Source organism: Pseudomonas sp. Irchel s3b2, assembly GCF_900187445.1.
In the GTDB taxonomy this organism is placed as follows: Bacteria; Pseudomonadota; Gammaproteobacteria; order Pseudomonadales; family Pseudomonadaceae; genus Aquipseudomonas.
Window position 1 is genome coordinate 281,377 of record NZ_FYEB01000005.1, and the last position, 26,316, is coordinate 307,692.

A 26,316-nucleotide genomic window follows, 5' to 3' on the forward strand; every position below is an offset into this window, starting at 1 on the left:
ATGGCAATCAAACAACTATTAAAACGCACCAGTGGCTGGCTTTATCTCAACTCGCCTGTAGGCCGTCACCAATTGCACGGTGCCGGGGTGATCCTGATGCTGCACCGAGTACTGGCCAATGACCGCGCCGCCGACCTGCCCCATCGCAATGAACTGTGTGTCGGGCCGAAAGCCTTCGAACATCTGCTCATCTGGTTGAAAAAACACTTCGACTGCGTGCCGCTGATGGAAATCTTGCAACCCGGCGCCATCAGAACCGAGCGACCAAAAATCGCGCTGACCTTCGACGACGGCTGGCGCGACAACGCCCTGAATGCCTTCCCGTTGCTGAAAAAACATCAGGTGCCGGCGAGTATTTTTCTCTCCACCGATTTCATTGGCAGCCGGCAACGCTTCTGGTGGGAAAGCCTGGGGGAAACCCTGTGGCATAGCCACGGTGAGAAAGCCCGGACACATTTGATTGAATGCCTGCAACGGCTTGGGCGACCGCTACCGGTGCTGCTCGATGATCTGGATGTGCAGCGCCGTAGCCTGGCGCTTTTGCATTTTCTGCAAAGCTTGAAAACCCTGTCCCCGGGTGAACTGGACCGGCTCACCGATCAATGCCCGGAGGAATCGTTGCCCCAGGCTCTGGACTGGCATCAAGTACGCGCGCTGGAAGCCAGCGGGTTGATCCGCTTCGGCCCCCATGGCGCCAGCCACGCAATCTTCACCGGTCTTGACGATCAACGTCTGGACGAGGAAATCAGTCGCAGCCGCAATGCCTTGCATAACTGTTGCAACCGACCATTGCCGGTCTACTGCTACCCCAATGGCGACCATGACGCGCGGGTGCGCGAACATGTGGCCGACCACGACTTCCCGTTTGCCCTGGGCACCGTCGGCGGGATTTATCGTGGTATCAGCGACCCCTTGGCCTTGCCGCGGATTGGCATCAGCCAGCGCACGGCGCGCAATCCGGAGTTGCTGTCCTGGCGCATCTACCGCGGAGCCCGGCCATGAGTCGCAGCCACTACCTCAAACACCTGGTCCTGAGCATGGGCACCAAACTGGCGATGATCGGCTTGCGGCTGCTGCGCAACGTGTTGCTGGCGCGGATTCTCGGCCCCAGCGAACGCGGACTGTTTGCGTTGCTCAGTACCCTGCCCGACTTGATCAGCGCCGCGACCAGCGGCGGGCTGAATTCGGCGGTGGGGTATCAGGCGGCCAAGCAACGACCCATGGGATTGTTGCTGAGCCAGGTGCTGGTGTTCGGTTGCCTGTTGGCGGGTTTGCTGACGTTGTTGGTGGTGGCGCTGGTGCGGGAGTTCGGCGGCGAACTCGACATCACCACGCAACTGGGATTGCTTGCCTGGCTATTGCTGCTGGCGGTACCGCTGACCGTGCTCAAGAGTGGCCTGCTGACCTTGCACAATGCGTCGGGTGGTGTGGTGGCGTTCAATGTCTTGCGGCTGGTGGAATCACTGGCGCCGCTGCTGCTGTTTCTGGCGTTGTTCTGGATGTGGAAAGACGCTGCGCTGGAAGCGGCGCTGATCAGTTGGCTGGCCGGCATCAGCCTGGTGGTACTGGCCGGGTGGTACTGGCTCAGGCGCGCCCAGCCCTTGAAGTTGCAATGGGACCGCGCCAGCCAGAATGAACTGTGGCGCTACAGCGCTCGCAGCCATCCGGACCTGCTGTTCCAGCAAGTGATTCTGCGCTCCGATTACCTGTTCATCGGCGCCCTGCTTGGCAGCACGGCGTTGGGTCATTACGCCATGGCCAGCGCCGCCGCCGAGTTGCTGCTGATCGTCCCGGAAGCGGTGACCACGCCGCTGATGAAACGCCTGCTGCAACAGGACGAAGGCATGGATCGCCTGACGCCGTTGGCATTGCGCCTGACCGCCACGGTGATGCTGGGTGCCTGCCTGAGCATGGCGGTGATCGGTGAATGGCTGATCGTCACGTTGTTCGGTATTGCCTATCAGCCGGCCTACCCGGCATTGCTGGCGCTACTGCCGGGGCTGCTCGGTCTGTGCTATGCGAGCATCCTGCGCCTGGACTTGCTGGGCAAAAATCGCCCCGGCACGATTTCGCTGTTGATGGGCCTCGGCGCGTTGCTGAACCTGTCCCTGAACCTGTTGCTGATCCCGATTTACGGCATCGTCGGCGCCGCCACGGCATCGTCCATCGCCTACCTGGCGGTCACCCTCGCGCTGCTGGTGATGTATTGCCGGCTGAGCGGCGTACCGGTCTGGCAAACCCTGATCATCCTGCCCAGCGATGTGGCACCGATGCTTCAGATGCTGCAACGGAAATCGGCATGAAACGCCTCGTGCTGCTGTTGAGCCTGGGCCTCGGTTTGAGCGCCCAGGCGGCGCCCATGCGTTGGTCTGATATTCGCGATGGCAGCCTGTACCTGCAAACCGATCGCCCCGACACGCTGACTGTTCGCTGGGTCCCTGCCTGGCAGGCCGATGCCAACGAAGAACACCTGTACCTGCTCGATGGCAACGGCAACCTGAAGGGCGATCGCCTGATCGCCGCCAGTGAAACCCGAGGCAAGCAGAGCTGGCCGTTGGCGCCGAGTGCCGCCAGTTATCGACTGGAAATTCCGGGCTACAGTTTCCGCCGCTACACGATCGAACATGACGAACGCACCGTGGCGTTATTTGCCCCGGCCAAGGTGCATTTCAGCGCCGAAACCCGCGGCGGCGATGAACTGTATTTCAAGGTCGCGCCGGGGGAACACGCCGTACTGGCCGGCAAGTTTCACGGTGGGATCAACGCCCTGCAGGCCCAGCGCGTGAGCGACAATAAACAACTGTCCCTGGCGCTGAAACCCCATCGCGCCTACTGGCAGTTCGATCAGCTGGCATTGCCTGTCACCCAGGACGAACAGGTCTGGCGCCTGCGCCTGCAAGGCAGCGGCAAGGTCGCGTTCTGGCTCGATGGCACGGCGAACCTGTTCGCCCAGAACCCGCAGCAACTCAAACCGCTGCGCGAGGACGATGGCCAGACCCGCTTGACCCTGCACAAGGAGATGCTCGGCCCCACCCCGAACCTGGGCATTTACTTGCCCTACGTGTTGCCCCCTCAATCCAGTTTCGCAGCGCTCGACGCGCTCAAGCCCCAGGCGGGCACCTATTACAGTTTCGTTGACGTCACCGCGAAAAATCCGCACCACGAAGATGCGTTCCGCCAGCTCTACCAGAACCGCTTCGGCATTACGCAGGACCTCACGCTGTTGGCCGGTAGCCAACGACAAGCTGATTTGCGGGCCGACACCCAAAGCAACGCCGGCCTCGATGCCTGGCTCGCTGCCACTCGTGCCCTCGGCGGAACCGGTACGCACTACATCGCGTTCGCCGACGAGCCGAATCTCAACTACCCGAGCTACGCCGATTACCAGGCGATCTTCAACAGCATGGCCCGGCAGGTGCGCAGCGATCCGGCCAATGCCAGGGCCGGTGTGCGCATCGCCATGCCCGCCACCTCGCGCTTCGTCAACGGCCCGTTCGCCGACAACGCCGCCGACAAGCGCGGTATCGATTGGGCACGGCGCCTGCTGACCGAATCCGGCGAACAGATCGACGCCCTCGCCTGGCACGAATGGATGATTCGCGACCTGCTGGCGACTCGGGTCTATCGCGACAGCGTGCGCCGCGCCGCCGAATTGGTGGGCCTGGATGCTCAGGGCCGGCCACGCAAGGCCTTGCTGCTGGATCAGACCAACCTGTCCAGCGGCTCAAGCCTGAGCCCCTACGATCAGGAAACCCATTTCGCCTCGCTGTGGTGGACTTCGGTGGTGATCAATTCGGCGCAGGACGGGTTGCTGGACATGCTCAACTGGTTCCAGGCCGCCGACGAGCCGACGTACCCAAAAGGCATGGTGCGGGTGTTGGGCAGCGACCGTTTCGAACTCAAGCCGGTAGGCCTGGCCCAGCAATTTATCCAGCAGCACTGGCTGAAAAATGTCATGCGCCTGGACAACGACGCTTTCGAAGTCGATGTGCTGGCCATGGCCACCGAACGCCAGCGAAGTGTGCTGGGCGTCAACAAGGGGGGACGCTTGCAGCGTATCGATCTGGCCGGGGCGACGTGCCCGCTGGCCAAGGGCGCGTTGGTGTATTTCGGTGCCGACAGCCGCAGTCGTAGCGCTCAATTCAACTGTCACGACGGTCGCGTCAGCTTCGACCTGCCGGGCGAAACCCTGTTCGCCTTGAGCTGGAACGCCTCATGAACGCCATCCACTTGCATCACCACGACCGCGCCGCGCTCTACTGCGCGTTGCAGCACGTCATCCGCGACCGGTCCCTGTCAGGAGGCAATGACATGAATGCCTTAGGGAAACTTCGCCAACACATCAAGCGAAAAGGCCTGCGTGCAACGATCAGGGTCGTGTGGAGGCGCTACGTGTTCGCTCACTGGGGGTTGTTATGGATGAAGCGTGACCTGGTCAGCCCGGTGCCGCCCCACCAGCTCAAGCCTTACCCACCGCTGCGGTTGGAGACCATCACCGTGCACAACACTGCAGCGTTCGTCGGTCATTTTGGCGACCGCGTCGAGACCATGACGGAGCTGGCCGCCGAGGGTTACACCGGGCACATGTATCTGGACGCCAACGGTGACACCGTGGCTTTCATCTGGGGCAGCACCCGGACGTATCACGATCGGCATTTTTATGGCTGCTCGTTCCCGGTAAAGAAAGGCGAATTTTTCGAGTTTGGCGGCGAACTGGCTCCCCCCTATTGGGGCACCACGCTGTCGGTGGACCTGCAACTGCAACTCTGGAAAGCCATGCAGGCCCAAGGCTGCCACACCGTCGTGGATGTCTGCGAAGCGCACAATATACCGGCGCTGAAACTGCATATTCGCATGGGCTATCAAGAGCAAGGACGCATCCTGCACGTCTACCGATTATTCGGTCGCTGGCGCTTCTTTCGTGAGACCCGTTACAGCGACTCACGCCTGGATGCGCTACGTAAACCGCCCCGTTCACCTGTTTCTGAGTCAGTGGCGTGAACCTATGATGGCTCGATTCGAATGGCGCACGTCGCTGTGCGCCCCGGACTTTCCGGCAGCTGCCTATGAGGGGTTGCGCCTGCGCGTGACCGATCACACGCCGTTCAATACCCTGGCCTGGCTGTGCGCGTCGGAACAGGCATTGACCGCCGGGACATGCTTGCACGTTCTGCTGGGCTGGCAAGGCGATGAATTGGCTTTGTGTTTGCCGCTGGTGGCGTCCATGGAGCACTTTGGAAGGTTGCCATTTCGGGTTCTGCGTCACCTCGGTTATCCCCTCACCGATCGCCTGGCTCTGCTCACCTGCCTCGATGCCGACAGCATGCGCAAGGCGCTGGTGATCATCCGCCGTCGCTTGCCCCATGCGATGCTGCAACTCAATGAATTGTCCGAACCCATCGGCGAAGAAAGCGCGCTGACCGCATGGATGGCCCACAGCTCGAGCGGTGAGCGCCGTCTCAGTTGCCGGGTGCCGGTGCATTTGATCAACGAGACCGACCGCCAGGAAGTCTCCGGCGATCCGCGCTACAAACTGCGCCGGGCGCGTAAACGTATCTTGGCCTATGGTGCCCAGGTCCGACGCGTAACCCCTGACGCGGCCACCATCGGGCCTTTGTTGCAGACCCTCGGCGAAGTCGAAGCGCAGAGCTGGAAAGGCATTCAAGGCGTGGGGATTTTCACCAACGACCGCAGTCGACAATGGATGGAGCGTGCCTTCACCGCCCTCGCCGAACAGGGATTGATGCGAGTGGTGGTGATGGAACTGGACGGGCGCTGTATCAGCTACCGGCTTGGCTTGCTGGAACAGGGCCGGTTGTACGACTACAACCTGGCGTTCCTGCCGCAATACGCCGACCTGGGCAGCGGTCGTGTGCTGCTCGAAGAGTGGATTCGCTGGGGCGTTGACGATAACTGGCACTGGATCGACGCCTCGCGCGTCAGCCTGACGAACTCCAGCCATCAACTCCAGGAGCGCATGACCGGGCAACTGGAGCACTGGCGCTGGAGCTTCTACTCCTGGCGCCCCAGCGGCCTCGCCCTGGGGCTGACCATGCGACTCTGGCATCAATTCAAGCCCTGGTTGAAAAAGTGGCGGGCCTGGCGTGCATCAGCTGTTACTGCATCCCCTCCGACACCGGCTTGTATCGACAAAGGCCCTGCGCCCACCGAAAAAACAATGGAGGGCAAACATGCCTCGCCAAGTCATAATCAACGCTGACGATTTCGGCCTCAGCCCGAGCGACAACGCAGTGATCCTCGGCGCCTTCCAGGCCGGAGTCATCAGCTCCGCCACCGCCATGGCCAACATGCCGGCGTTCGAGGAGGCCTGCGCCCTGGCCCGGCAGCCGTTTCTCCAGGGGCGAATCGGGTTGCATTTCAACCTCACCTTTGGCCGGCCATTGAGCCCGTCGATTCTCATGCGTTCAACGTTCTGTAACAGCCAGGGCATGTTCGACCTCGATCTGCCCCGCCACAGTCTCTGGCTCAACCGCCTGGATCGCGAAGCGGTGCTGGAGGAACTCGAAGCCCAATGGCAACGCTGCCTGGACAACGACCTGCATCCCAGCCACATCGACTCCCATCAGCACGTGCACAACATCTGGCCCATCGGCGAAATCGTCGCGCGTTTTGCCGCTCGCCAAGGGGTGCCCGTGCGACTGGCGCGCCATTTGGGAAATAACCTGAGTGTGCCCAAGCGGGTGTTCAAGACACTGTTCAATCATCGATTGAACCGTCTGGCCGGGGCGACTGCCAAGTACGTATGCACCCCGGTCGACCTGCGCAATGTGGCAATGCCGATTGACGGCTTGCTGGAAATCGTCGTCCACCCGACCCATCTCGGCGCCGATTTTGGCGATGTCTATTTAAACCCCGGAGAGTCTCTGGCTCACATCCTGGAGCAACGTCTTGCGGGCATTCCGAGAGTGTCCTATGCCGATGTGCCAACGACATTCAAAGAAGATCCGCAGTACTCGATTGAGCTGGACCCGTTGCAACCTTGAATTATCGCCATTGAAAACGTTCCCCACCCAACCCTGGCTTCAGCCACGGAGGACTTCATGAGCGCCATCGCCAAGCTTCGCGAACGAATCAAACAAAAAGGCCTGCTTCACACGCTCCAGACGCTCTGGAACCGCTATGTGTACTTGCACCGAGAGCTGCTGTGGTTGGGACGCGATCTGGTCACCCCAATAGCGCCGCACAAACTACGGCCTTACACGGGCTTGCGTCTGGTGCTCATTACCCAGGAAAACGCCACGGCGTTCACCAAGTATTACGGTAACCGCGTCAAAGCCATGGCCCAAATCGCCTCCGAGGGTCACACCGGGCACATGTACGTGGACGAGGCAGGTGATGCGATCGGATTCATTTGGGGCAGCCTCAGTGACTACTTTGACCAGCACTATTACGGCTGCTGGTTCCGGGTCAAACCCGGTGAGTTTTTTCAGTTCGGCGGTGAAATGATCCCTCTCTACTTCGGCTCCAGTCTGTCGGTGGACGCCCAGTACAATATCTGGGGTGCGATGCGGGACCAAGGTTGCAACAAGGTCATGGACGTCTGCGACGCCCGCAACATCCAGGGCATGAAAATGCACCTGCGCATGGACTACCAGGAACAGGGGCGCATCACCCACGTCTACGACCTGTTCGGCCGCTGGCGCTTCTTCCGCGAAACCTACTACAGCGGCTCGCGGCTGACCGAGCTGCGCAAACCGGCGCAGCCGGCAGTGACTGCGGCGCAGGCGTGATTTTGGTTGGTGGGAGCGATTGTCGTTGTTTGATTGAGGACTGTGTCGTCGCTATCGCGAGCAAGCTCGCTCCCACGTTTGACCGCATCTCCCTGTGGGAGCGGGCTTGCCCGCGATAGCGTCAGTCAGTGCAACTCACTTCTCAGATCCGAAACTCAGCGCTTCACCGCCACCAACGTGTAACACAATGGCAACTGCGCCTTTTGCTGTTGATACCGATCGTAGAGTTCTTCGCGGTTGGAATGCGGGTATTCCTTGAAGTGGCTGATCTGCAACCCCGCCCCAACGGCACCGGTGAAGATGGCGCCCAGGGTGTGGACGAACCAGTAAGACGCTGAGGCCTGCTGTTCTACTTTGCCTTCGTAGACGATCGGCTGGTTCTGGACAAAAGGTTCGCTGCAAAAATACGAGCTGTCCGGGCGATAGGGATCGGCTGACTCGGGGTCGAACATTTCCAGGAACGGATGGGTTTCGTACACCACAAGCGCACCGCCGGGCTTGAGGGTTTGCGCAGCATGGCGCAAGAATTCGGCGATGTCCGGCATCCAGTTCAATACACCGATGGTGATCAGTGCCACGTCGAAGCGCTGGTGCAGTTCAGTCGGTAGATGATGGATGTCAGCCTCGATGAATTCGGGCTCATAGGGCGAACGGGATGCCAGTTCCCGGGCCTGATCGAGAAAGGCCTCCGACTGGTCGACGCCCACGACACGGCGGGCCCCCAACGCAAACAGCGAAAGACTTTCGCGACCGTTGTTACAGCCCAGTTGCACCACGTCCTTGCCGTCGACGCCGACCTGTTGAAGCAACCCGGTGAGGGTGTCATCCAGGCAGGAAAAATCGCCATGGCTCACGGTACTCAAACAGGCCTGCCACTCAGGGGTGTCTTTGTGGTGTGGGGCGGAGTCATTCCATGCATCGCGATTGCTGGCGATGGCTTTATCTTTTGTCGGCATTTCCATTGCACGCTCCAGAGTTCGCGCCTTTGATTAGCCGGCACGAGTCTAGATCAGCATCAGGAAAAACCACATCAGGCGTTTGTTGTGATCTTGTAATCACCGGTGGTGCGAACCCTCTTCGCGTTGATTCAACCGCTCACGCAAGAATTCGATCAGCGCCTGCACCGGTCGCGAACTCTGGCGATGCTGCGGGTAAACTGCCGACAAAATCAGCGGTTCGGGGCGCAAATCATCCAGCACCGGCACTAGTCGGCCATCCTCCAGGGCCGAACCGACAATGAAGATCGGCAGGTAGGTGATTCCCATGCCGGCGATGGCCGCGTCTTTGAGCAATTCACCATTGTTGACCCGCATCCGTCCGGTGACGTTGACCGTTAGCGGCTTGCCCTGCCCGTCGAAACGCCATTGCACCTGACGACCGTGGCCGTAAGGCAAGCAATCGTGGGTGTGCAGATCCTCCGGTTTAAGCGGCGTGCCACGCTCGGCCAGATACGCCGGGCTCGCGCAGTACACCCGCTCGATGGAGGCGAGGCGTCGGGCGATCAGTGTCGAGTCTTCCAGCACGCCGATGCGCAATGCCAAATCGTAGCCTTCGCCAAGCAAGTCCACTGGCCGATCACTCAGGTCGACTTCCACCGTGACATCGCGATAACGCTGCAAAAACGCCGGTAACAGACACCCCAGATGCGCCACGGCAAACGACAACGGTGCGCTCAGGCGAATAGCGCCGCGAGGCTCGGTGGTCTGGCCGGCGATGCCCTGCTCAACTTGCTCGACTTCACTGAGCAAGCGCAGGGCCGATTCGTAATAACTCTGCCCCAGCGGCGTGACGTCCAGCCGCCGGGTCGAACGGTTGAGCAGGCGCACACCGAGGCGCTCTTCCAGTTGCATCAAACGGCGACTGACAAACTGCTTGGACAGCCCTAATTGATCGGCTGCCGCCGTGAAACTGCCAGAGTCCATGACCTGGCAAAAAATACGCATGTCTTCGAACGGGTTCATTGTCGCGCTCTGATTGACAGTCAAACGCTTTATAGCCGTTTTTTTCCTCTTCTGGCACGCCAAATCCAAAAGAACAAAAGATCGCAGCCTTCGCCAGCGCCTACGGAGTACAGCCGCTCAGTTGTGGGTATACACGGTCATGTAAGCGCTGGCGAAGCCTGCGATCTTTTAAGCTGCCGACCGAGACCGGCAGCCGTACCCCTTACTTCGCGGTGAACGTCGTGTAGCTGTTGATCAGGTTGCGGTAGTTCGGAATGCGCTGCGATAACAGGTTGGCCAGGCCTTCCATGTCGTTGCGCCAGTCGCCCTGCAGCTCGCAAGCCACCGAGAACCAGTTCATCAGTTGTGCGCCGGCCGCCGCCATGCGCGCCCAGGAGGCTTGTTGCACGGTGGTGTTGAAAGTGCCGGAAGCGTCGGTCACCACGAACACTTCAAAACCTTCAGCCAGTGCCGACAGCGTCGGGAATGCCACGCACACGTCAGTCACTACACCGGCGATGATCAGTTGCTTGCGGCCAGTGGCCTTGACGGCTTTGACGAAGTCTTCGTTGTCCCAGGCGTTGATCTGGCCCGGGCGCGCAATGAACGGAGCGTCCGGGAACTGCTCTTTAAGCTCCGGCACGATCGGGCCGTTCGGACCGCTGTCGAAACTGGTGGTGAGGATGGTCGGCAGGTTGAAGAATTTGGCGATGTCGCCCAAGGCCAACACGTTGTTCTTGAATTCGTTGGGCGAGAAGTCCTGCACCAACGAGATCAGGCCGGTCTGGTGATCGACCAACAATACAACTGCATCATCTTTGTTCAGACGTTTGTAAGGAACGTTGCTCATGTGAAACTCCTTGCAGGATTGACGTTGCTAGGGCGCCGACACGCCAGGCCGGCGCTTTTTTGTAATGATTAGAAGGCGAAACATGAGCAGCCAAACGCGCCCCAGAACCCCTGGAAATCGCTGACCGGCGCGTTCGACAAACGCGCCCGCTCATGGCTGTGGGAATGCACCGCGCACGGTCCGCTGCACTGGTGAACCTGCGCCTGCATCGGCGAAGTCGGACGCCAGTGACCTGGGACTTTCACCACCGGCGACCAATCCGGCAGCACCGGCACGCTGGCGGGCCCAAGTTTTTCGAAGTCACCGGCGCCATACACCACTTTGCCGCCGACCACGGTCAACACCGACTCAATCCATTTGATGGCTTCTTCCTCGACGCTGAAGAAGTCCGCGCTCAAGGCCGCCAGATCCGCCAATTGCCCGACCTTGATCTGGCCCTTCTTGCCCTGCTCCGACGAGAACCAGGCGCTGCCATGGGTGAACAGTTCCAGCGCGGTCTGCCGGGGCAAGCCTTCCTCGTACAGCGCCAGGCCACCGACGGTGCGGCCACTGACCATCCAGTACAGCGAGGTCCACGGGTTGTAGCTGGACACCCGGGTGGCGTCAGTGCCGGCGCCAACCGGTACACCTTCTGCCAACATGCGCTTGATCGGCGGCGTGGCTTCGGCCGCTTTGGCGCCATAGCGGTCAACGAAATATTCACCTTGGAACGCCATGCGGTCCTGAATCGCAATGCCACCACCCAACGCCCTCACCCGCTCGATGTTCTGCGGGGTGATGGTTTCAGCGTGATCGAAGAACCACGGCAAACCATTGAAGGGAATGTCGCGGTTGACCTTCTCGAACACGTCGAGCATGCGGCTGATGGATTCGTTGTAGGTCGCATGCAAGCGGAACGGCCAGCGCTGTTCGACGAGATGGCGGACCACCGGTTCCAGCTCGTCTTCCATGGTTTGCGGCAAGTCCGGACGCGGCTCAAGGAAGTCCTCGAAATCCGCCGCCGAGAACACCAGCATTTCCCCGGCACCGTTGTGCCGCAAAAAGTCGTCGCCCTGATGCAGCTTGACGCTGCCGGTCCAGTTCTGGAAATCGGTCAGTTCTTCCTTGGGCTTCTGGGTGAACAGGTTGTAGGCGATGCGAATCGTCAGTTGCTGATCCTTGGCCAACTGCTCGATGACCTGGTAATCGTCCGGGTAATTCTGGAAACCACCGCCGGCATCGATCGCACTGGTCAGGCCGAGGCGATTGAGTTCGCGCATGAACTGACGTGTCGAGTTGACTTGATACTCCAGCGGCAACTTCGGCCCCTTGGCCAGGGTCGAGTACAGAATCATCGCGTTCGGCCGCGCCACCAGCATGCCGGTCGGTTCACCATTGGCATCGCGTACGATCTCGCCACCCGGCGGGTTCGGTGTGTTGCGGGTGTAACCGGCAACGCGCAACGCGGCGCGGTTGAGCAGCGCACGGTCATACAAGTGCAGTACGAACACCGGGGTGTCCGGTGCCGCCTGATTGAGTTCTTCGAGGGTCGGCATGCGTTTTTCGGCAAACTGGAACTCGTTCCAGCCACCCACCACCCGTACCCACTGCGGCGTCGGTGTACGGTCGGCTTGGTCCTTAAGCATGCGCAACGCATCGGCCAGCGACGGCACGCCTTCCCAGCGCAGTTCGAGGTTGTAGTTCAAACCGCCACGGATCAGGTGCAGGTGAGAATCGTTGAGGCCGGGAATGACGCAACGGCCTTTGAGGTCGATGACTTGGGTGCCCGAACCGCGCAGGGCCATGGCTTCGGCATCGGTGCCGACTGCGACGAAGCGGCCGTCGCTGATCGCCACGGCACTGGCGAGGGGCTTTTCGCGGTCTACGGTATGAAATTGGCCATTGAACAGAATCAGATCGGCGTTCATCGCGTTTCCTTAAGGCTGTGTGGAATGGGGCTGGCCGGCTTCCAGCCACGGCGCGAACAGGCGCGTGGTCAGCGGCATAAAGACGTACACCACCGACAGCACAATGGTCAGGGTGATCAAGAAAGTGGCGACCACGTAATTGGAAAGAAAGGCATTGAGCTGCAGCAGCGGCCCCCAGAGCAGCGGCACCAGCAAGGTGTGCGGCAGGATCACCAGCAACGTCACCACAGACTGCTTCCAGCGTGGCGGTGGCGAACCGGCGTCCGCCAGCGGTGAAAACCAGAATTCATTGACCGGATTGACCTCGGTCTGGTCGCCGTCGGCCAGCATCGGCGCGGCTTCGTCGACCAGTGCCTGGCGTTGCGGCGAATCGAGCCAGCGCTGCATCGTCTCGGTCGAGCAAAACCGCAGCACGCAGGTGAACATATCCAGGCCACCGTTCTTGCCGCGGATCACGTCCACGCCCAGATGCCCTTCCGTGCGCCCTGCGACGCTGACGATATTGCGCAACCAAGCTTCATACGCGGCTTCGAAACCGGCCTTGACCCGGTGCTTGACGATCAGCGTCACGATCTCATCGGACCCCGGCGCTTTTTGAGTTCGGGCTTCATGCATAACGGAGCACTCCGGGCAAACGGAAATTGAGCGCCAGCCGTCCCGGCCCGGCGATAAACACACTGGTGAAGAGGATCAACAGCAGCCAGCCGAACTGCCCTTCGGCCACACTCCATTGCGGATGCACGACCAGCAGCGCCACCAGCAGCACAAATAGAATAGGCAAGCACGCCAGGCGTACCAGCACACCGGCAACGATCAGCAACGGACACAGCACTTCGGCGAAAATCGCCAGGATCAACGTGAGATTGGCTCCGAGGTGAAACGGGTCTTCGATGCGTTGCAGTTCGGCGCTGAAATCGAGCAATTTCGGCAAGCCGTGCACCCACAACAGAAACAGCCCGCCGCTGACCCGCAGAAACAGCAGCCCGAAATCTTGAGCCTGTTCATTCCATCGCGAAGCGTTCATGGCCCTACCCTTGATCGATCATTGGCCTTAATAGTGCTGCTGCGGGGTAGGGAAAAATTGAATGCACGTGCTCTCTTTGTACTGCGACAACGCCGTACACACAGACAACACAATCCCTGTGGCGAGGGGCTTGCCCCCGTTGGGCTGCGAAGCGGCCCCAAAACCTGCAATCACGGTTTGTCTGGCAAACCGCATGCACAGGGATTACGACTGCTGCGCAGCCGAGCGGGAGCAAGCTCCCTCGCCACAAGTTTGTTTCGTTACCGGGATGAATCAGCCTTCAGCTCCAGACTATCCAGCGCCCGACTCACTGCCAGCTCACCGAACATGATGAGCTGCGCGACGCCCAGTATCGTATTGCGCTGCGCACCCTCCAGAAACCCGGCGCAGTCACTGGCGATCACCTTGGCCGAGGCGAAGGACTCGCAGGCATTGGCCAGCAACTCTTCAATGTCGATGTCCGGGGCGACGGTGTAAATCGTGCTCGGTTTGCGCGGGGTCTTGGGATCGGACGGTTTGAGGTAGTGATCGAGGGCGCGCTCGGCGGCTTCGTTGAGTTTTTTGGGATCGAGGGGATCGTAGGGGGAAACGTCGTCGGTTTCTGGCGGGTTAGGTGTGACTTTGAACATGGTGAATCTCCGTTATACCTGATGGAACCACCAGTACCTGTCGCTAAACAAGTAAGGGTGGCGGCTGTACGCAGGTTAGCGAACCGAGAGGTATAAGACCCGGCAGACCCGAGGGTCTCCCGCGCACAGCCACCATATCGAAACTGCAGACATGGAATGCCTGCAGTATGACGGAGCGTTGTTGCGCTTATACCTGTTCAAGTCGCTAAACCCGATCGCTGATTGGCAGCGATGCGGAAACGATAAAGACCAGGCCCAAAGCGCACAAGCCGGCGGATTCTGGCGCAGTCGTAGGCAACGGCGCAAGAATCTGTAGCTTTCAAGAAGTAACGCTAAACACCATTAAACACAGCCCTCGAATCAACACACACTCCCCTAGGGGATCGGGTATATCCGCAAAATCGGGTCGGCTGTCAGGATCAAAAGATCGCAGCCTGCGGCAGCTCCTACGGCGCCGGTATGTTCAGGGGTTCAGACATAAACTGACTGATCCGCGATCTTAACCAGCGCTCCGCAGGATCATTGTCATGCACCCCGCTCCACGCCATCGACAATTGCGCGGCATCAATGGGAAACGGCGGATCTTCAGCGCGCAATGCGCATCCCTCGACCAAGGCGCAGGCCGCGTAATCCGGCACCGTGGCGATCATCTCGGTGCCGGCGAGCAACGCGCGTAACCCACTGAATTGCGGCACCCCAAGCACCACGCGCCGCGTACGCCCGACCTTGGCCAGATCCACATCGATGTTGCCGCTCAGGTCACCGGAAAACGACACCATCGCATGGGGCCGGGCGCAGTAATCATCCAGGGTCAGCGGTTCTGGACGGTTGTCGCCGCGCAGTACTTTGCAAGGAATGTCGCGCAGCTTCTTGCGTTTGGCGTTGGCCGGCAGATCGGTGGTGTAGCTGACGCCCACGGAGATTTCCCCGGAGGCCAGCAAGGCCGGCATCAACAGATAATTGGCGCGGCGTACCACGACCACGATCCCCGGCGCCTCTTCTTGCAGTTGTCGTAGCAACGGAGGAAACAGACCGAACTCGGCATCGTCCGACAGCCCGATGCGAAACACATCGCAGCTGGTCGTCGGGTCGAATTCCTTGGCGCGGCTGACCGCCCCCGAGATGGTGTCCATCGCCGGTTGCAGTTCCTTGAGAATCGCCAGCGCCCGTGCTGTCGGCTCCATCCCGCGACCGTTGCGCAGCAACAACGGATCGTCGAACAAATCACGCAACCGCCCCAGCGCGGCACTCACCGCTGGTTGGCCCATGAAGAGTTTTTCGGCGACCCGGGTCAGGTTCTTTTCGAACATCAGTGCTTCGAAAATCACCAGCAGGTTCATGTCGACGCGGCGCAGATCGTTACGGTTCATAAGCACAATCCCATTGTGTTTTCGGCTGGCACGAGGGTTGACGAGTGTGGCTGACTGTACTCGAGACTGCCCGCGCCGATCGAAGAATTAACAACGTTTAACTCGCAAGCCTAAGCCCCCGCGACCAAGAATGAAGCCCTCTGCGCAGACCTTTTTTAGAGGGAACGTGCTGACTCACCGTGCAGTGCACCCGCGCGCGCCCTTCGACACGGACATTGGCCATGGCTCATTTTCAGCAAAGCGCGATCAGCGCGTCCTCCACTCAAACGCGAAAAAAACCCACTGGCGGGCTCAGCCCCTGGCGTGAAAGTCTGGCCAGGCAGCTGATTCTCGACCACCTCGGCGACACCCTGGAAGTGACTGAGCTGGCACGGGCGTGCGCCCTGTCACGCAGCCATTTTTCCCGTGCGTTCAAGTGCAGCACCGGTCTCTCGCCGCAAGACTGGATTCGCCAGCAACGCATCGCCCGGGCCAAGCAGCTGATCCAGAACACGGACCTGACCCTGACGCAAATCAGTCTGGAATGCGGATTCTGCGATCAGGCGCATTTCTCCCATATCTTCACCCGCAGCGAAGGCGTTTCACCGTTTGCCTGGCGCTGCCGGACCGTACGTTCCCTTCCCTCTCTCAATAGCAAAAGACCGCAAGCTGCGCCCACAGTGGCTCAAATAACCCTGTAGGTGCTGGCGCAGCCTGCGATCTTTAGATTTTGATCAGCCCTTGATGAACGCCAGCAGATCTTCGTTGAGTTGATCCTTGTGGGTATCGGTCAGGCCGTGGGGGGCCCCCGGATAGACTTTCAACGTAGAACCCCCGACCAGTTTCGCCGCGGCGATGCCGGCGGCTTCGATCGGCACGACCTGGTCATCGTCGCCATGCACCACCAGGGTCGGCACGTCGAACTTCTTCAGGTCTTCGGTAAAGTCGGTTTCGGAGAACGCCTTGATACAGTCATAGGCGTTCTTGTGACCAGACATCATGCCCTGCAACCAGAACCAGTCGATCATGCCTTGGGACGGCTTGGCACCCGGGCGATTGAAGCCAAAGAACGGACCGCTGGCCAAATCCTTGTACAGCTGCGAACGGTCGACCAGGGACGCCTGACGAATACCATCGAATACCTCCAGCGGCAGGCCGCCAGGGTTGGCTTCGGTCTTGAGCATTAACGGTGGCACCGAGGAAATCAGCCCGGCTTTGGCCACGCGACCAGTGCCGTGGCGACCGATGTAACGCGCCACTTCGCCACCACCGGTGGAGAAGCCGAACAGCACGGCATTTTGCAGATCCAGATGCTCGATCAGCTGCGCCAAGTCATCGGCGTAGGTGTCCATGTCGTTGCCGAACCATGGCTGGCTCGAACGACCGTGACCACGGCGGTCATGGGCGATGACCCGGTAGCCTTGGGAGGCCAGGAAGATCATCTGCGATTCCCAGCTGTCAGCATTCAACGGCCAACCGTGGCTGAAGACGATCGGCTGACCGGTGCCCCAGTCCTTGTAGTAAATCTCGGTGCCGTCTCGGGTGGTAAAGGTGCTCATCAGGATGATTCCTCATGCAAGGATTTTACGGTGGTTAAAAAGCTCTGTGGGCCATGCGTTCGGCCAAGCGTGCGACCCGCTCGCCCAACTGTGCGGCGGTCTTCGGGTGGTGTGAACTTGAAGGATTGGATTTTTGAGCGTAGACCGGACGCAGGACGAGTTAAACGTTGTTAATTTTTAAGGGTGTGGCAACGGACCTGGCATCCCTCTCGCAAATGTCACACCCAATCAATACGGGCCAATGAACAAGGAGGAAAATGCCGCAGCCGATGCACACACCGTCGAGGCGCTCGACGCCCCGAAAAAACCTGAGGAATATGCCCGGATGCCGCGTGATAGATGGATGCAAGCAGGAGTGACCCGTTGACCCTTCCCCCCGAACAGGCCATTCATTTCGGCCCCTACCGGATTTACCCCGGACAACGTCTGATCATGGAGGCCGGCCAACCCCTGCGCCTTGGTCGGCGGGCCATGGACATTCTGTTGATCCTGCTGGAACACGCCGGGCATGTGGTGAGCAAGCAACAACTGATCGCCCTGGTCTGGCCCAAAAGTGTGGTGGAAGACATCAACCTGCGGGTGCACATGGCGGCCCTGCGCAAAGCCCTCGGTGACGGTCAAGCGGGTCAGCGTTACATCGTCACCGTCGCCCAGCGCGGGTACAGTTTTGTCGCGCCGTTTTCCCTTGAGCCCATCCAACAACACCCGAAAAACGACGCCAATGCGCCGGGTAGCCATAACTTGCCGATTCGCCGGACCCGCATGATCGGTCGCCAGGCTCTGGTCGACAGTCTGGTGACGCAACTGGCGCGGCAGCGCTTCATCACGCTCGTGGGCCCCGGCGGGATCGGCAAGACGACCGTGGCGCTGCGCGTTGCCGAGCAACTGATCGGTCACTATCGCGACGGCATTCGCCTGCTGGACCTCGCACCGATCAACGACCCTTTGATGATCACCACGCACTTGGCAACACTGCTGAATTTGTCCTTGCACGATGCCGAACCCATGAGTGGTCTCGCCACGTTCCTGCGCGAACGGCAGATGCTGCTGGTCATCGACAACTGCGAACACTTGATCGACGCCATTGCGTTGCTCAGCGAAAGCATCCTGCGCGCAGCGCCCCACGTGCACATTCTGGCCACCAGCCGCGAGAGCCTGCGGGCCGAAGGCGAATGCGTACAGCGCCTGGAATCGCTGGACTGCCCGCCGCCCATCGCCGTGCTCGACCGCGCTCAGGCCCTGGCGTTTTCGGCACTGCAATTGTTTGTCGAGCGGGCGATGGCCAGCCACGACAGTTTCGAACTGACCGACGATGAATTGCCACTGGCCATTGAAATCTGCCGGCGTCTGGACGGCATACCGCTGGCCATCGAACTGGCGGCAGCACAAGTGGGCAGTCTGGGATTGAATGGGTTGCTGTCGCAACTGCAAGGCAGCTTTCGCCTGCTCACCCAAGGTTGCCAAACGAACTTGGGCCGCCATCAGACTCTGCGTGCGACGCTGGACTGGAGCTTCGAACTGCTCAATGCCTGCGAACAAACCTGCCTGCGCCGATTGGGGGTGTTCCGTGGCGGTTTTACCCTGGAGTCAGCGGCCGCCGTGATCGTCGGCGAGCACCTCGAACCCGGCGTGGTGTTCGCCTCGATCACCCAATTGGTCGCCAAGTCGTTACTGAACGTGGAAGTCGGCGACGAAGAAGTGTTCTACCGTCTACTCGATACCACACGTGGCTATGCACTGGAAAAACTCGCCGAGGCCCAAGAGCTGCCGGACACCCGTGAACGCCACGCCGAACGCTGCCTGGCCTTGATGCAGCAAGCCCAGGACGACTGGGAGCATATCTCGAGCGATCGCTGGACCGAGCGTTACGCCCGCGGCCTGGAAGACATTCGCGCTGCGCTCGATTGGGGCTTGAATGCTCAAGGACTGCAGGCCTTGGCGATCCGCCTCGCTGCAGCCTCGACGCCGCTCTGGCAGGAACTGTCGCTGCTCAAGGAACACGGCGTGTACGTGCGCAAAGCCCTGGCATTGCTCGAAGCGACGCACCAGCCCTGTCCGCGTTTGATCATGACCCTCAAGCTTGCCCTCGGCAGTGCCTGTTACCACACCCTGGGCAGTAGCGCCGAAGCCGTCGAAGCGTTTGTCAGTGCCAAACACCTGGCCGAGCAGTGCAACGATGTGGCCAGCCAGCTCAAAGCGATTTCCGGGCGCTTGGCAGTTGATCTTAGTGGCGGCCACTACCAACAGGCCCTGGAGCAGAGCCGACAATTCGAGCGGGTGGGGCTGCACGGTAACGCGGTGTTGGCCCTCAGCACCCAACGCTTGCGGGTTCTGGCCCTGCACTTTGCCGGGGATCAGGCTCTGGCGCGGGAGAATGTCGAACAGGTCATTCAATGCCTGGCCCAGAACGGTCACCTCAACCGCTTCAGCTACTGCTTTGGCGTGCATTACGATCAGAGCGTCGCGGCCCTGACAATTCTGGCGCGCATTCTTTGGTTACAAGGGCACCCGGAAAAAGCCTGGCGCACCGCGCGGCAGGCGCTCGACATCGCGATTCAGATCAATCATGGCACATCCATCTGCTACACCCTGGCGCTGGCCGGTTGCCTGATCGCTCACTACAACGGCGACACTCCGGTTGCCCGCGAACTCCTGGGTCTGCTGCTTGAGCAAGCGCAGAAACACTCGGTGTCGCTGTTCCACACCTGGGCCAAACATTACGCGCAGGTGATCGATACGGCCGAGGCGCCTTCGTCGCCGCGACCGAATACCGGGTTGATCAAGGAAATCATGGTCACGCTGGACAGCCGCTTCATCGATGACGCGTTGCTGGAACGGGCCGAGAAAGGCGCGGCCGGCTGGAGCACCGCGGAAATTCTGCGAGCCCGGGCCGACGCGTTGCTGGCAGAGGATTGCCCGACCGGGGCCTGCGCGGCCGAGGCGGTGCTGCTCAAAGCTTTAGCCGTGGCAAAAACCCAGGGAGCGCTGGCCTGGGAACTGCGCAGCGCCACCTCACTGGCTCAGCTGTGGCAGCGTCAGGGTCTGTTCCGGCAGGCCCATGAGTTGCTGGCGCCGATTTACCAGCGTTTCACCGAAGGCTTTGCCACACCGGACCTGACGAAAGTCCGTCGGTTACTCGATGAGCTGCAGCGACACTTGCCCGCCTGATATCCAGCGTGCCTGGCTGATGTAGCGCTCATAACGCCGTTCATAGGCGCGCAAGTAGCCACTGTGGTCGAGTTTCTTCAGGGCATAAGTGCGGGTGGTATTGAGGAAACGGTAACGGGTTACGCCGCTGCCCTGCTCCACCGACAGCAGCGATTTGCGCGCCAGGCTTTCCACCCCTTTAACCAGGCTGGCAGGCAACAGCACTGCGCAACTGATCACGCCAATTGCCACGTCCAGCGTGAACGCCACTTTAAACACTGCCAGCCGCTGCAACACGGTTTGCTCCAAAGGGCTCAGCTGTTCATAGCTCCAGTCCAGTGCAGCTTTCAGACTCTGATGCCGTGGCAGAGCGGTGCGCCGGCCTTGAGTCAACAACTGTAAACAATTGCCGAGTTGCGCTTGCAACCCCACCAACGCCAACGCATCGATCTGCTCCGCCGCCAGTTCAATGGCCAGGGGCAGGCCATCCAGGCGCCGACAGATTTCGCGCACCGCGTTGAGATCCTGTTGGCGCAGGGTAAACCCTTGCTGACGGGCTCGGGCGCAACTGACCAATAGCTGCACCGCCGAATACCCCATGGCCTCGGCCACGTCATATATAGCGCAGGCTGGCGGCACTGCCAGGGCCGGTACAGGCAGCAGCGTTTCCCCCGCCGCTTGCAGGGGTTCGCGACTGGTGGCGAGGATCGACAGCCGTGGCGCCGAGGCCAGCAGATTGTCCACCACTGTCCGACAACGTTCGAGCAGGTGATCGCAATTGTCGAGCAGCACCAAGGCATGCCGTTGCACCAGCGCCGCCCCATCGACGTCCAGTTCCAGCATGCGCGATAGATGCTCGACGAATTGCGCCGGGTCATCGATGGCCGCCAGATCAACCCTCCAGACACCGTCCTGATAGTGCTGCAACAGCAACTCGGCCACGCGCAATGCCACGGTGGTTTTGCCGATACCGGCGGGACCAATCAGAGTCATGAGACGTCGAACCGGCAACTGCCGGACCACACTGCCGACGATCGAGTCGCGACCGGTCACCGGAGTGAGCCGCGCCGGCAGGTTGTGCAGAGGCTTGTGCACCGTTTCGACCGGCACCGGCATGCCTGTCCCGTCGCGTTGTACCGGGGCGATGAAGCTGTAGCCGTGCTGGGGAATATTGACGATGTAACGCTGCCCGTTCTGGCCATCGCCAAGTGCCCGGCGCAGGGCGGCGATGTGCACGCGCAGGTTGATTTCTTCGACCACTGAGGTCGGCCAGACATGGGTAATCAGCGCTTCCTTGCTCACCACTGAACCTGCGCGTTCGACCAGCACCTGCAAAATATCCAGGGCTCGCCCACCCATACGCAGCGGGCGATCCCCCTGAAGGATCAGTCGCTGACGCAGGTGAAACGCGTAGGGTCCGAACCGCAGCACCGCATCGCTATTTATATCTCTGAGGCTGTTCATGCACGTTCATGCGCTGAAAACCTGGCCCGGCTCAAGGTACTGCAACATCCATCGCACCGGTCCATCCAGGTTCCCGCACCTCCATGGTAAAGAGTTCACGGGTATCTTGGCAGGCATGAGTTACGGAACAACGGCCATGGGAGGAGCATCACGGCCATCGCGGTGCGCGTGACGGACAACGCCACCTAACTGAACTGTTCGCGGTATTGAGTGGGGGTCAGGCCGAGCTTTTCACTGAACAGAAAACGCATATGCCGCACGCTGCCAAAACCACTTTTATAGGCCACGGTCTTGAGCGGCAGGTCACTGGTTTCCAGCAGATTCCTGGCGCAGTCGATGCGCGCACTTTGCAGAAACTCCATTGGCGTCATGTTCACTTCCCGGGCGAAAACCCGGGCGAAGTGCCGCGCACTCATGTTCACCAGACTGGCCATGCGTTCAATGCTGAACGCTTCATCGAGGTGTTCGAGCACATGGTTCTGCACCCGGGTGATCGGCGTTTCTTGAGGTGCCACTGCTGCCATCAACGGACTGAACTGTGCCTGCCCGCCCTGACGCTTCATCACCACCAGCAACACTTTGGCAACGTCCTGGGCGACTTTCTTGCCGTGGTCCTCGGCAACCACTGCCAGCGCCAGGTCGATGCCTGCAGTGACACCGCCGGAAGTGATGAGATTGCGGTCCTGCACGTAAATCTGATCGGTCTCGACAGTTGCCTTGGGAAAGCCTTTGATCAGGCGTTCGGTGTAATGCCAATGCGTGGTCACGCGATAGCCGTCCAGCAGCCCGGCATGCCCGAGGACGAACGCACCGGTGCAGATCGAGCCATAACGGTTGGCCCGGCTGACAGCGCCCTGAAGCCAGCCCAGCAACGGTGGATGTTTTTCGTTGTAGGCTCCCGGCCCGCCCGGCACCAGTAACAAGTCATAGCGTTCGTTCGCCTGATCGATATGCAAATCGGCCTGAACATTGACGCCATTTGAGGCTCGTAGCGCACCCGGCTCGGTGCCAATGGTCGACAGCTCATAACGGTCGCCCGGTGCCAGATAACGATTGGCGATGGAAAACACCTCCATGGGACCGGCCATGTCGAGCAGGAGAAAGTCGGGGAACAGCACCATTGCCACGGTTTTCATGGATTGGACATCACTGATATCAGGGGAATAGAGAACATAGGCTCAGCACCGAGCATTATGGCCAAATGTAACAGCAAGGATACGTGAACTCGCGCCTAAAACTGTCAACTTGAAAGAGACAGTATTTCAATTTTCATCTACTTATTGCATTCAACGGTAAACATTAACCTTCTCCTCACTCGGACGAATTCACGTCCTGACAGGAGATTTCATCATGCTGACCCTTCGTAAAGCTTCGGATCGCGGCGCAGCCAATCACGGTTGGTTGAAGTCCTTCCATACTTTTTCCTTCGCCAATTACCGCAACCCGCGAGAGCAGGGTTTTTCTGACCTGCTGGTGATCAACGACGATCGCGTGGCGGCCGGCAAAGGTTTTGGTCAGCACCCTCACCGCGACATGGAGATTTTTTCCTATGTGCTCGAAGGCGCCCTGGAACACAAGGACACCTTGGGCACCGGTTCGGTGATCCGTCCCGGCGACGTGCAGTTAATGAGCGCCGGCAGCGGCGTCGCGCACAGCGAATACAATCACTCGGCGACACGCCCGGTGCACTTCCTGCAAATCTGGATCGTGCCGGATGTCAGCGGCGCCAAACCGCGTTACCAGCAAGAGCATTTCAGCACGCAGAAAAAACGCGGGCGCTTGCAACTGATCATCTCCCCTGACGGGGCCAACGGTTCGCTGAAAGTCCGGCAGGATGCGCGAGTGTATGCCGGACTGATCGACGGCAAGGAAAGCGCTACGCTGGAACTGGCCGCCGATCGCTATGCCTATGTGCATGTGGCGCGTGGCAGCGTCGAGTTGAATGGCGTGCAGTTGCAGGAAGGTGATGGTGTGCGGGTTCGGGAAGAACAGGTGCTGACCTTGAGTAATGGCGTGGATGCCGAGGTGCTGGTGTTTGATTTGCGGCCGCAAGAGTTGCCGGAAATGCCTTGACCCCTGTGATCTGACCCCAAATTTTGGGGGGGCAGATCACTGTGTAGGAGCGAGCTTGCTCGCGAAGGCGTCGGGTTGCCAACATCAATGTTGAATGACATACCGCCTTCGCGAGCAAGCTCGCTCCTACAGGGGGGTGAGGTGTCTTTTGGAGGCGCTACCGATAACCACGGGCCTGCACGCTGAACAGCTGCGCATAGCGCCCGCCCGCCGTGACCAGACTGTCGTGATCGCCTCGCTCAAGGATCGAACCCTGGTCCAGCACGATGATGTGGTCAGCATTGCGCACGCTGGAGAACCGGTGAGAAATCAACAACGTCATACGGCCTTCAGTGTGTTGACTGAAATGCTCGAACACTGCCGCTTCCGCCGCTGGGTCCAGGGCCGAGGTCGGCTCATCCAGAATCAGGATATCGGCATCGCGGCGCATGTAGGCGCGAGACAAGGCGATCTTTTGCCATTGCCCACCGGACAACTCCTGCCCACCGGCAAACCACCGTCCCAGTTGCGTGGCATAACCGCGATCCAGACGCTCTATAAAGGACGCGGCCATGCCCTCATCGGCTGCTTTCTGCCAACGCACTTGATCGTTGAACGCCAACGTATCGCCCACACCGATGTTCTCGCCCACGGAGAACTGATAGCGGATGTAATCCTGGAAGATCACGCCGATGCGCCGTCTCAGCGCCTCTTCGTCCCAGGACTGCAAATCGCTGCCGTCCAGCAAAATACGTCCCTGATCGGGGCGATACAGCCGAGTCAGCAACTTGATCAGCGTGGTTTTGCCTGAACCGTTTTCCCCCACCAGCGCAACGCTGTGTCCGGGCATCAGGTGCAGATCGATGCCCTGCAAAGCGGCGCGGCTCGCCCCCGGATAACGGAAACCGACGTTCTCGAAACGCAAACCATCGCCGGGCACCGCGCCCACGGTAAGGCTTCCGCTATCGGCAATGACCGGCTCGGCCAAATACTCGTAGAGGCTCGACAGGTAAAGGCCATCCTCATAGAGACCGCTGATTGCGCTCAAGCTGCTGCTTACGGCAGCTTGCCCCTGCTTGAACAGCACCAGGTACATGGTCATTTGCCCGAGGCTGATACTGCCGTGAACGGTATCGACCACAACCCAGGCATAGGCCAGATAAAACGCAGCGGTGCCCAGCAGTCCCAGTACAAAACCCCAGCCATCGCGACGCAGCGTCAGGCGCCGGTCTTCGGCATAGAGACGAGCGAACGTGTCCCGATAACGCTGCAACAGCAGCGGCGCGAAGCCGAACAGCTTCACCTCTTTAATGTAGCCTTCATGGGAAAGCAGCGTCTCGATGTAGTTCTGCTGCCGACTCTCCGGCGCCCGGCGCGTGAACAGCCGAAAGGCATCCCCGGAAAAGTGCGCCTCGGCAAAGAACACCGGCAACGCCCCAACCACCAGCAGCACCAGCGCCCACGGCGAAAAATGCACCAACAACACACCGAAGCTGATCAACACGATCAGGTTCTGGATCAGCCCCAGCGACTTCATCACCAGCGCCAGCGGCCGGGTCGATGCCTCGCGCCGCACTCGAACCAGCTTGTCGTAGAACTCGGAATTCTCGAACTGCACCAACGATAACGTCTGGGCCTTCTCCAGAATCATCGTGTTGACCTTCTGCCCCAACTGCACCCGCAACAGCGACTGCTGAACCGACAGTGCGCGCTGTGTCCCGGACAACAACGCAAGCACGCCCGCTTCAAACAGCACATACCGCACAACCGGCCATAGCGGTGCACTGCCCTGCTGGGTGTGCAACTGCATGGCGGCGACTACGGCGTCGACAATCCGCTGCCCCAGCCAGGCCGCCAGCGCCGGCAGCACACCGGCAATCAGCGTCGCCAGTACCAATCCCAGAAACAACCCACGGGACGTTTCCCAGACCAGCAACAAGGCACGTCTCGCCTGGTCGAACAAAGAGACGAAACGGGTCAGGATGGGCATTGGACAATGGTCTCGGTTGGCGGATGTCGCGGCAGGCTTTACAGTACGCAGGAACAAGCCATCGACTTCAGGGAATATGACGCGATAAGGCTGGCCTCACCCCTCATAAAAACATCTAAAAAAACACCGTCACTCGCCACGTTTTAGCGCTTTGCTATGGAGAGTTAATGCCCATCGGAACTTCCAGCCGATGCGCCCCTCTCTATAGGCAGGAGCAAAACATGAAAATCAATCCTTACCTGATCTTCAACGGCGACTGCAAGGCCGCTTTCACGTTCTACGCCAAAAGCCTGCCAGGCCAGATAGAAGTCATGATGACCTTCGGCGAAACCCCGGCGTGCGACCATGTGCCGACGAACTGCCATAACCTGATCATTCATACGCGTCTGTTGGTCGGCGATCAGGCAATCATGGGCTCCGATACCACACCTGATCGCCCTACCGCTGGCATGAGCGGTTGTTCGGTTTCGTTGAATGTCGACAGTGTGACTGAGGCAGAGCGGGTGTTTGCTGCATTGGCGGAAGGCGGCAGTATTCAAATGCCATTGGAAGCGACGTTCTGGGCGGCACGTTTCGGGATGCTGGTCGATCAGTTTGGCGTGTCATGGATGGTTAATTGCGAAAAGGATCAATGAGCGGCTTACCACCGGTTAC

The 26,316-nt window shown here is 60.0% G+C and carries 23 protein-coding genes; 11 read left to right on the plus strand and 12 right to left on the minus strand.

Features of this window, described 5'->3' with window-relative positions:
* The 7 genes from CKW20_RS14685 (at window position 1) to CKW20_RS14715 (ending at window position 7,751) form a co-directional block, all read left to right on the plus strand.
* A complete protein-coding gene (locus CKW20_RS14685; protein WP_095053546.1) occupies window positions 1–1,002 on the plus strand; it encodes a polysaccharide deacetylase family protein in 1,002 nt (333 codons plus the stop codon).
* Window positions 999–2,303: a lipopolysaccharide biosynthesis protein gene (locus CKW20_RS14690; protein ID WP_095053547.1), complete on the plus strand. Its 1,305-nt coding sequence runs from the start codon at window positions 999–1,001 to the stop codon at window positions 2,301–2,303. The genes CKW20_RS14685 and CKW20_RS14690 overlap by 4 nt, the downstream gene beginning before the upstream one ends.
* A complete protein-coding gene (locus CKW20_RS14695; RefSeq protein ID WP_095053548.1) occupies window positions 2,300–4,219 on the plus strand; it encodes a hypothetical protein in 1,920 nt (639 codons plus the stop codon). Before CKW20_RS14690 ends, CKW20_RS14695 begins: the two co-directional genes overlap by 4 nt.
* Window positions 4,220–4,311: 92 nt before the next feature.
* Window positions 4,312–5,001, plus strand: a complete 690-nt coding sequence (locus CKW20_RS14700) for a GNAT family N-acetyltransferase (RefSeq protein WP_095053660.1) — start codon at window positions 4,312–4,314, stop codon at window positions 4,999–5,001.
* Between the two features lie 4 nt (window positions 5,002–5,005).
* Window positions 5,006–6,220, plus strand: a complete 1,215-nt coding sequence (locus CKW20_RS14705) for a GNAT family N-acetyltransferase (protein ID WP_095053549.1) — start codon at window positions 5,006–5,008, stop codon at window positions 6,218–6,220.
* Window positions 6,192–7,004: a ChbG/HpnK family deacetylase gene (locus CKW20_RS14710; RefSeq protein WP_095053659.1), complete on the plus strand. Its 813-nt coding sequence runs from the start codon at window positions 6,192–6,194 to the stop codon at window positions 7,002–7,004. Before CKW20_RS14705 ends, CKW20_RS14710 begins: the two co-directional genes overlap by 29 nt.
* A gap of 57 nt (window positions 7,005–7,061) precedes the next feature.
* On the plus strand, window positions 7,062–7,751 hold the full coding sequence (locus CKW20_RS14715; RefSeq protein ID WP_095053550.1) for an N-acetyltransferase: 690 nt from the start codon (window positions 7,062–7,064) through the stop codon (window positions 7,749–7,751).
* Between the two features lie 155 nt (window positions 7,752–7,906).
* Here the strand turns inward: CKW20_RS14715 and CKW20_RS14720 are convergent, their stop codons facing one another.
* From CKW20_RS14720 to CKW20_RS14760, 8 genes are all read right to left on the minus strand, one after another.
* A complete protein-coding gene (locus tag CKW20_RS14720) occupies window positions 7,907–8,713 on the minus strand; it encodes a class I SAM-dependent methyltransferase (protein ID WP_095053551.1) in 807 nt (268 codons plus the stop codon).
* A 93-nt stretch (window positions 8,714–8,806) separates the two neighbouring features.
* Window positions 8,807–9,712, minus strand: a complete 906-nt coding sequence (locus tag CKW20_RS14725) for a LysR family transcriptional regulator (RefSeq protein ID WP_095053552.1) — start codon at window positions 9,710–9,712, stop codon at window positions 8,807–8,809.
* A gap of 202 nt (window positions 9,713–9,914) precedes the next feature.
* Window positions 9,915–10,541 carry an isochorismate family cysteine hydrolase YcaC gene (ycaC, locus tag CKW20_RS14730; RefSeq protein WP_030132092.1) on the minus strand — a complete coding sequence of 209 codons (627 nt, stop codon included), beginning with the start codon at window positions 10,539–10,541 and terminating at the stop codon, window positions 9,915–9,917.
* 68 nt (window positions 10,542–10,609) lie between these two features.
* Window positions 10,610–12,448, minus strand: a complete 1,839-nt coding sequence (locus tag CKW20_RS14735) for an amidohydrolase (protein ID WP_095053553.1) — start codon at window positions 12,446–12,448, stop codon at window positions 10,610–10,612.
* A 9-nt stretch (window positions 12,449–12,457) separates the two neighbouring features.
* Entirely contained in the window at window positions 12,458–13,063 is a 606-nt protein-coding gene (locus CKW20_RS14740) for an antibiotic biosynthesis monooxygenase (protein ID WP_095053554.1), read from the minus strand.
* Entirely contained in the window at window positions 13,056–13,472 is a 417-nt protein-coding gene (locus tag CKW20_RS14745; protein WP_095053555.1) for a DoxX family protein, read from the minus strand. The genes CKW20_RS14740 and CKW20_RS14745 overlap by 8 nt, the downstream gene beginning before the upstream one ends.
* 260 nt (window positions 13,473–13,732) lie before the next feature.
* On the minus strand, window positions 13,733–14,101 hold the full coding sequence (locus CKW20_RS14755; RefSeq protein WP_095053557.1) for a DUF6124 family protein: 369 nt from the start codon (window positions 14,099–14,101) through the stop codon (window positions 13,733–13,735).
* A gap of 446 nt (window positions 14,102–14,547) precedes the next feature.
* The gene (locus CKW20_RS14760; protein WP_095053558.1) at window positions 14,548–15,471 is read right to left on the minus strand and encodes a LysR family transcriptional regulator; all 924 of its coding nucleotides are present in this window, start codon (window positions 15,469–15,471) and stop codon (window positions 14,548–14,550) included.
* Window positions 15,472–15,692: 221 nt separating this feature from the next.
* Between CKW20_RS14760 and CKW20_RS14765 the strand changes: the two genes are divergently transcribed.
* Window positions 15,693–16,151 carry a helix-turn-helix domain-containing protein gene (locus CKW20_RS14765; RefSeq protein WP_095053559.1) on the plus strand — a complete coding sequence of 153 codons (459 nt, stop codon included), beginning with the start codon at window positions 15,693–15,695 and terminating at the stop codon, window positions 16,149–16,151.
* Window positions 16,152–16,184: 33 nt separating this feature from the next.
* On the opposite strand, the gene CKW20_RS14770 is transcribed toward CKW20_RS14765, so the two are convergent.
* Window positions 16,185–17,009: an alpha/beta fold hydrolase gene (locus tag CKW20_RS14770; protein ID WP_095053560.1), complete on the minus strand. Its 825-nt coding sequence runs from the start codon at window positions 17,007–17,009 to the stop codon at window positions 16,185–16,187.
* A gap of 363 nt (window positions 17,010–17,372) precedes the next feature.
* On the opposite strand from CKW20_RS14770, the gene CKW20_RS14775 reads away from it, so the two are divergent.
* Entirely contained in the window at window positions 17,373–20,177 is a 2,805-nt protein-coding gene (locus tag CKW20_RS14775; protein ID WP_095053561.1) for a winged helix-turn-helix domain-containing protein, read from the plus strand.
* On the opposite strand, the gene CKW20_RS14780 is transcribed toward CKW20_RS14775, so the two are convergent.
* A complete protein-coding gene (locus CKW20_RS14780) occupies window positions 20,142–21,620 on the minus strand; it encodes a winged helix-turn-helix domain-containing protein (protein WP_095053562.1) in 1,479 nt (492 codons plus the stop codon). The genes CKW20_RS14775 and CKW20_RS14780 overlap by 36 nt on opposite strands.
* A gap of 185 nt (window positions 21,621–21,805) precedes the next feature.
* The gene (locus tag CKW20_RS14785) at window positions 21,806–22,756 is read right to left on the minus strand and encodes a GlxA family transcriptional regulator (protein ID WP_095053563.1); all 951 of its coding nucleotides are present in this window, start codon (window positions 22,754–22,756) and stop codon (window positions 21,806–21,808) included.
* A gap of 214 nt (window positions 22,757–22,970) precedes the next feature.
* Between CKW20_RS14785 and CKW20_RS14790 the strand changes: the two genes are divergently transcribed.
* Window positions 22,971–23,693 carry a pirin family protein gene (locus CKW20_RS14790; protein ID WP_095053564.1) on the plus strand — a complete coding sequence of 241 codons (723 nt, stop codon included), beginning with the start codon at window positions 22,971–22,973 and terminating at the stop codon, window positions 23,691–23,693.
* Window positions 23,694–23,850: 157 nt separating this feature from the next.
* On the opposite strand, the gene CKW20_RS14795 is transcribed toward CKW20_RS14790, so the two are convergent.
* Window positions 23,851–25,662, minus strand: coding sequence for an ABC transporter ATP-binding protein (locus tag CKW20_RS14795; protein ID WP_095053565.1), 1,812 nt, complete (start codon window positions 25,660–25,662; stop codon window positions 23,851–23,853).
* 221 nt (window positions 25,663–25,883) lie between these two features.
* Here CKW20_RS14795 and CKW20_RS14800 point away from each other — a divergent pair, with 221 nt between their 5' ends.
* Window positions 25,884–26,297 carry a VOC family protein gene (locus tag CKW20_RS14800; RefSeq protein ID WP_095053566.1) on the plus strand — a complete coding sequence of 138 codons (414 nt, stop codon included), beginning with the start codon at window positions 25,884–25,886 and terminating at the stop codon, window positions 26,295–26,297.
* Window positions 26,298–26,316: the final 19 nt, after the last annotated feature.

What these genes read in the sequence shown, in the direction of transcription:
- CKW20_RS14685 (WP_095053546.1), top strand. Translation starts at nt 1, where the DNA reads ATGGCAATCAAACAACTATTAAAACGCACCAGTGGCTGGCTTTATCTC.
- CKW20_RS14690 (WP_095053547.1), top strand. Translation starts at nt 999, where the DNA reads ATGAGTCGCAGCCACTACCTCAAACACCTGGTCCTGAGCATGGGCACC.
- CKW20_RS14695 (WP_095053548.1), top strand. Translation starts at nt 2,300, where the DNA reads ATGAAACGCCTCGTGCTGCTGTTGAGCCTGGGCCTCGGTTTGAGCGCC.
- CKW20_RS14700 (WP_095053660.1), top strand. Translation starts at nt 4,312, where the DNA reads ATGAATGCCTTAGGGAAACTTCGCCAACACATCAAGCGAAAAGGCCTG.
- CKW20_RS14705 (WP_095053549.1), top strand. Translation starts at nt 5,006, where the DNA reads ATGATGGCTCGATTCGAATGGCGCACGTCGCTGTGCGCCCCGGACTTT.
- CKW20_RS14710 (WP_095053659.1), top strand. Translation starts at nt 6,192, where the DNA reads ATGCCTCGCCAAGTCATAATCAACGCTGACGATTTCGGCCTCAGCCCG.
- CKW20_RS14715 (WP_095053550.1), top strand. Translation starts at nt 7,062, where the DNA reads ATGAGCGCCATCGCCAAGCTTCGCGAACGAATCAAACAAAAAGGCCTG.
- CKW20_RS14720 (WP_095053551.1), bottom strand. Translation starts at nt 8,713, where the DNA reads ATGGAAATGCCGACAAAAGATAAAGCCATCGCCAGCAATCGCGATGCA.
- CKW20_RS14725 (WP_095053552.1), bottom strand. Translation starts at nt 9,712, where the DNA reads ATGAACCCGTTCGAAGACATGCGTATTTTTTGCCAGGTCATGGACTCT.
- ycaC (WP_030132092.1), bottom strand. Translation starts at nt 10,541, where the DNA reads ATGAGCAACGTTCCTTACAAACGTCTGAACAAAGATGATGCAGTTGTA.
- CKW20_RS14735 (WP_095053553.1), bottom strand. Translation starts at nt 12,448, where the DNA reads ATGAACGCCGATCTGATTCTGTTCAATGGCCAATTTCATACCGTAGAC.
- CKW20_RS14740 (WP_095053554.1), bottom strand. Translation starts at nt 13,063, where the DNA reads ATGCATGAAGCCCGAACTCAAAAAGCGCCGGGGTCCGATGAGATCGTG.
- CKW20_RS14745 (WP_095053555.1), bottom strand. Translation starts at nt 13,472, where the DNA reads ATGAACGCTTCGCGATGGAATGAACAGGCTCAAGATTTCGGGCTGCTG.
- CKW20_RS14755 (WP_095053557.1), bottom strand. Translation starts at nt 14,101, where the DNA reads ATGTTCAAAGTCACACCTAACCCGCCAGAAACCGACGACGTTTCCCCC.
- CKW20_RS14760 (WP_095053558.1), bottom strand. Translation starts at nt 15,471, where the DNA reads ATGAACCGTAACGATCTGCGCCGCGTCGACATGAACCTGCTGGTGATT.
- CKW20_RS14765 (WP_095053559.1), top strand. Translation starts at nt 15,693, where the DNA reads ATGGCTCATTTTCAGCAAAGCGCGATCAGCGCGTCCTCCACTCAAACG.
- CKW20_RS14770 (WP_095053560.1), bottom strand. Translation starts at nt 17,009, where the DNA reads ATGAGCACCTTTACCACCCGAGACGGCACCGAGATTTACTACAAGGAC.
- CKW20_RS14780 (WP_095053562.1), bottom strand. Translation starts at nt 21,620, where the DNA reads ATGAACAGCCTCAGAGATATAAATAGCGATGCGGTGCTGCGGTTCGGA.
- CKW20_RS14785 (WP_095053563.1), bottom strand. Translation starts at nt 22,756, where the DNA reads ATGAAAACCGTGGCAATGGTGCTGTTCCCCGACTTTCTCCTGCTCGAC.
- CKW20_RS14790 (WP_095053564.1), top strand. Translation starts at nt 22,971, where the DNA reads ATGCTGACCCTTCGTAAAGCTTCGGATCGCGGCGCAGCCAATCACGGT.
- CKW20_RS14795 (WP_095053565.1), bottom strand. Translation starts at nt 25,662, where the DNA reads ATGCCCATCCTGACCCGTTTCGTCTCTTTGTTCGACCAGGCGAGACGT.
- CKW20_RS14800 (WP_095053566.1), top strand. Translation starts at nt 25,884, where the DNA reads ATGAAAATCAATCCTTACCTGATCTTCAACGGCGACTGCAAGGCCGCT.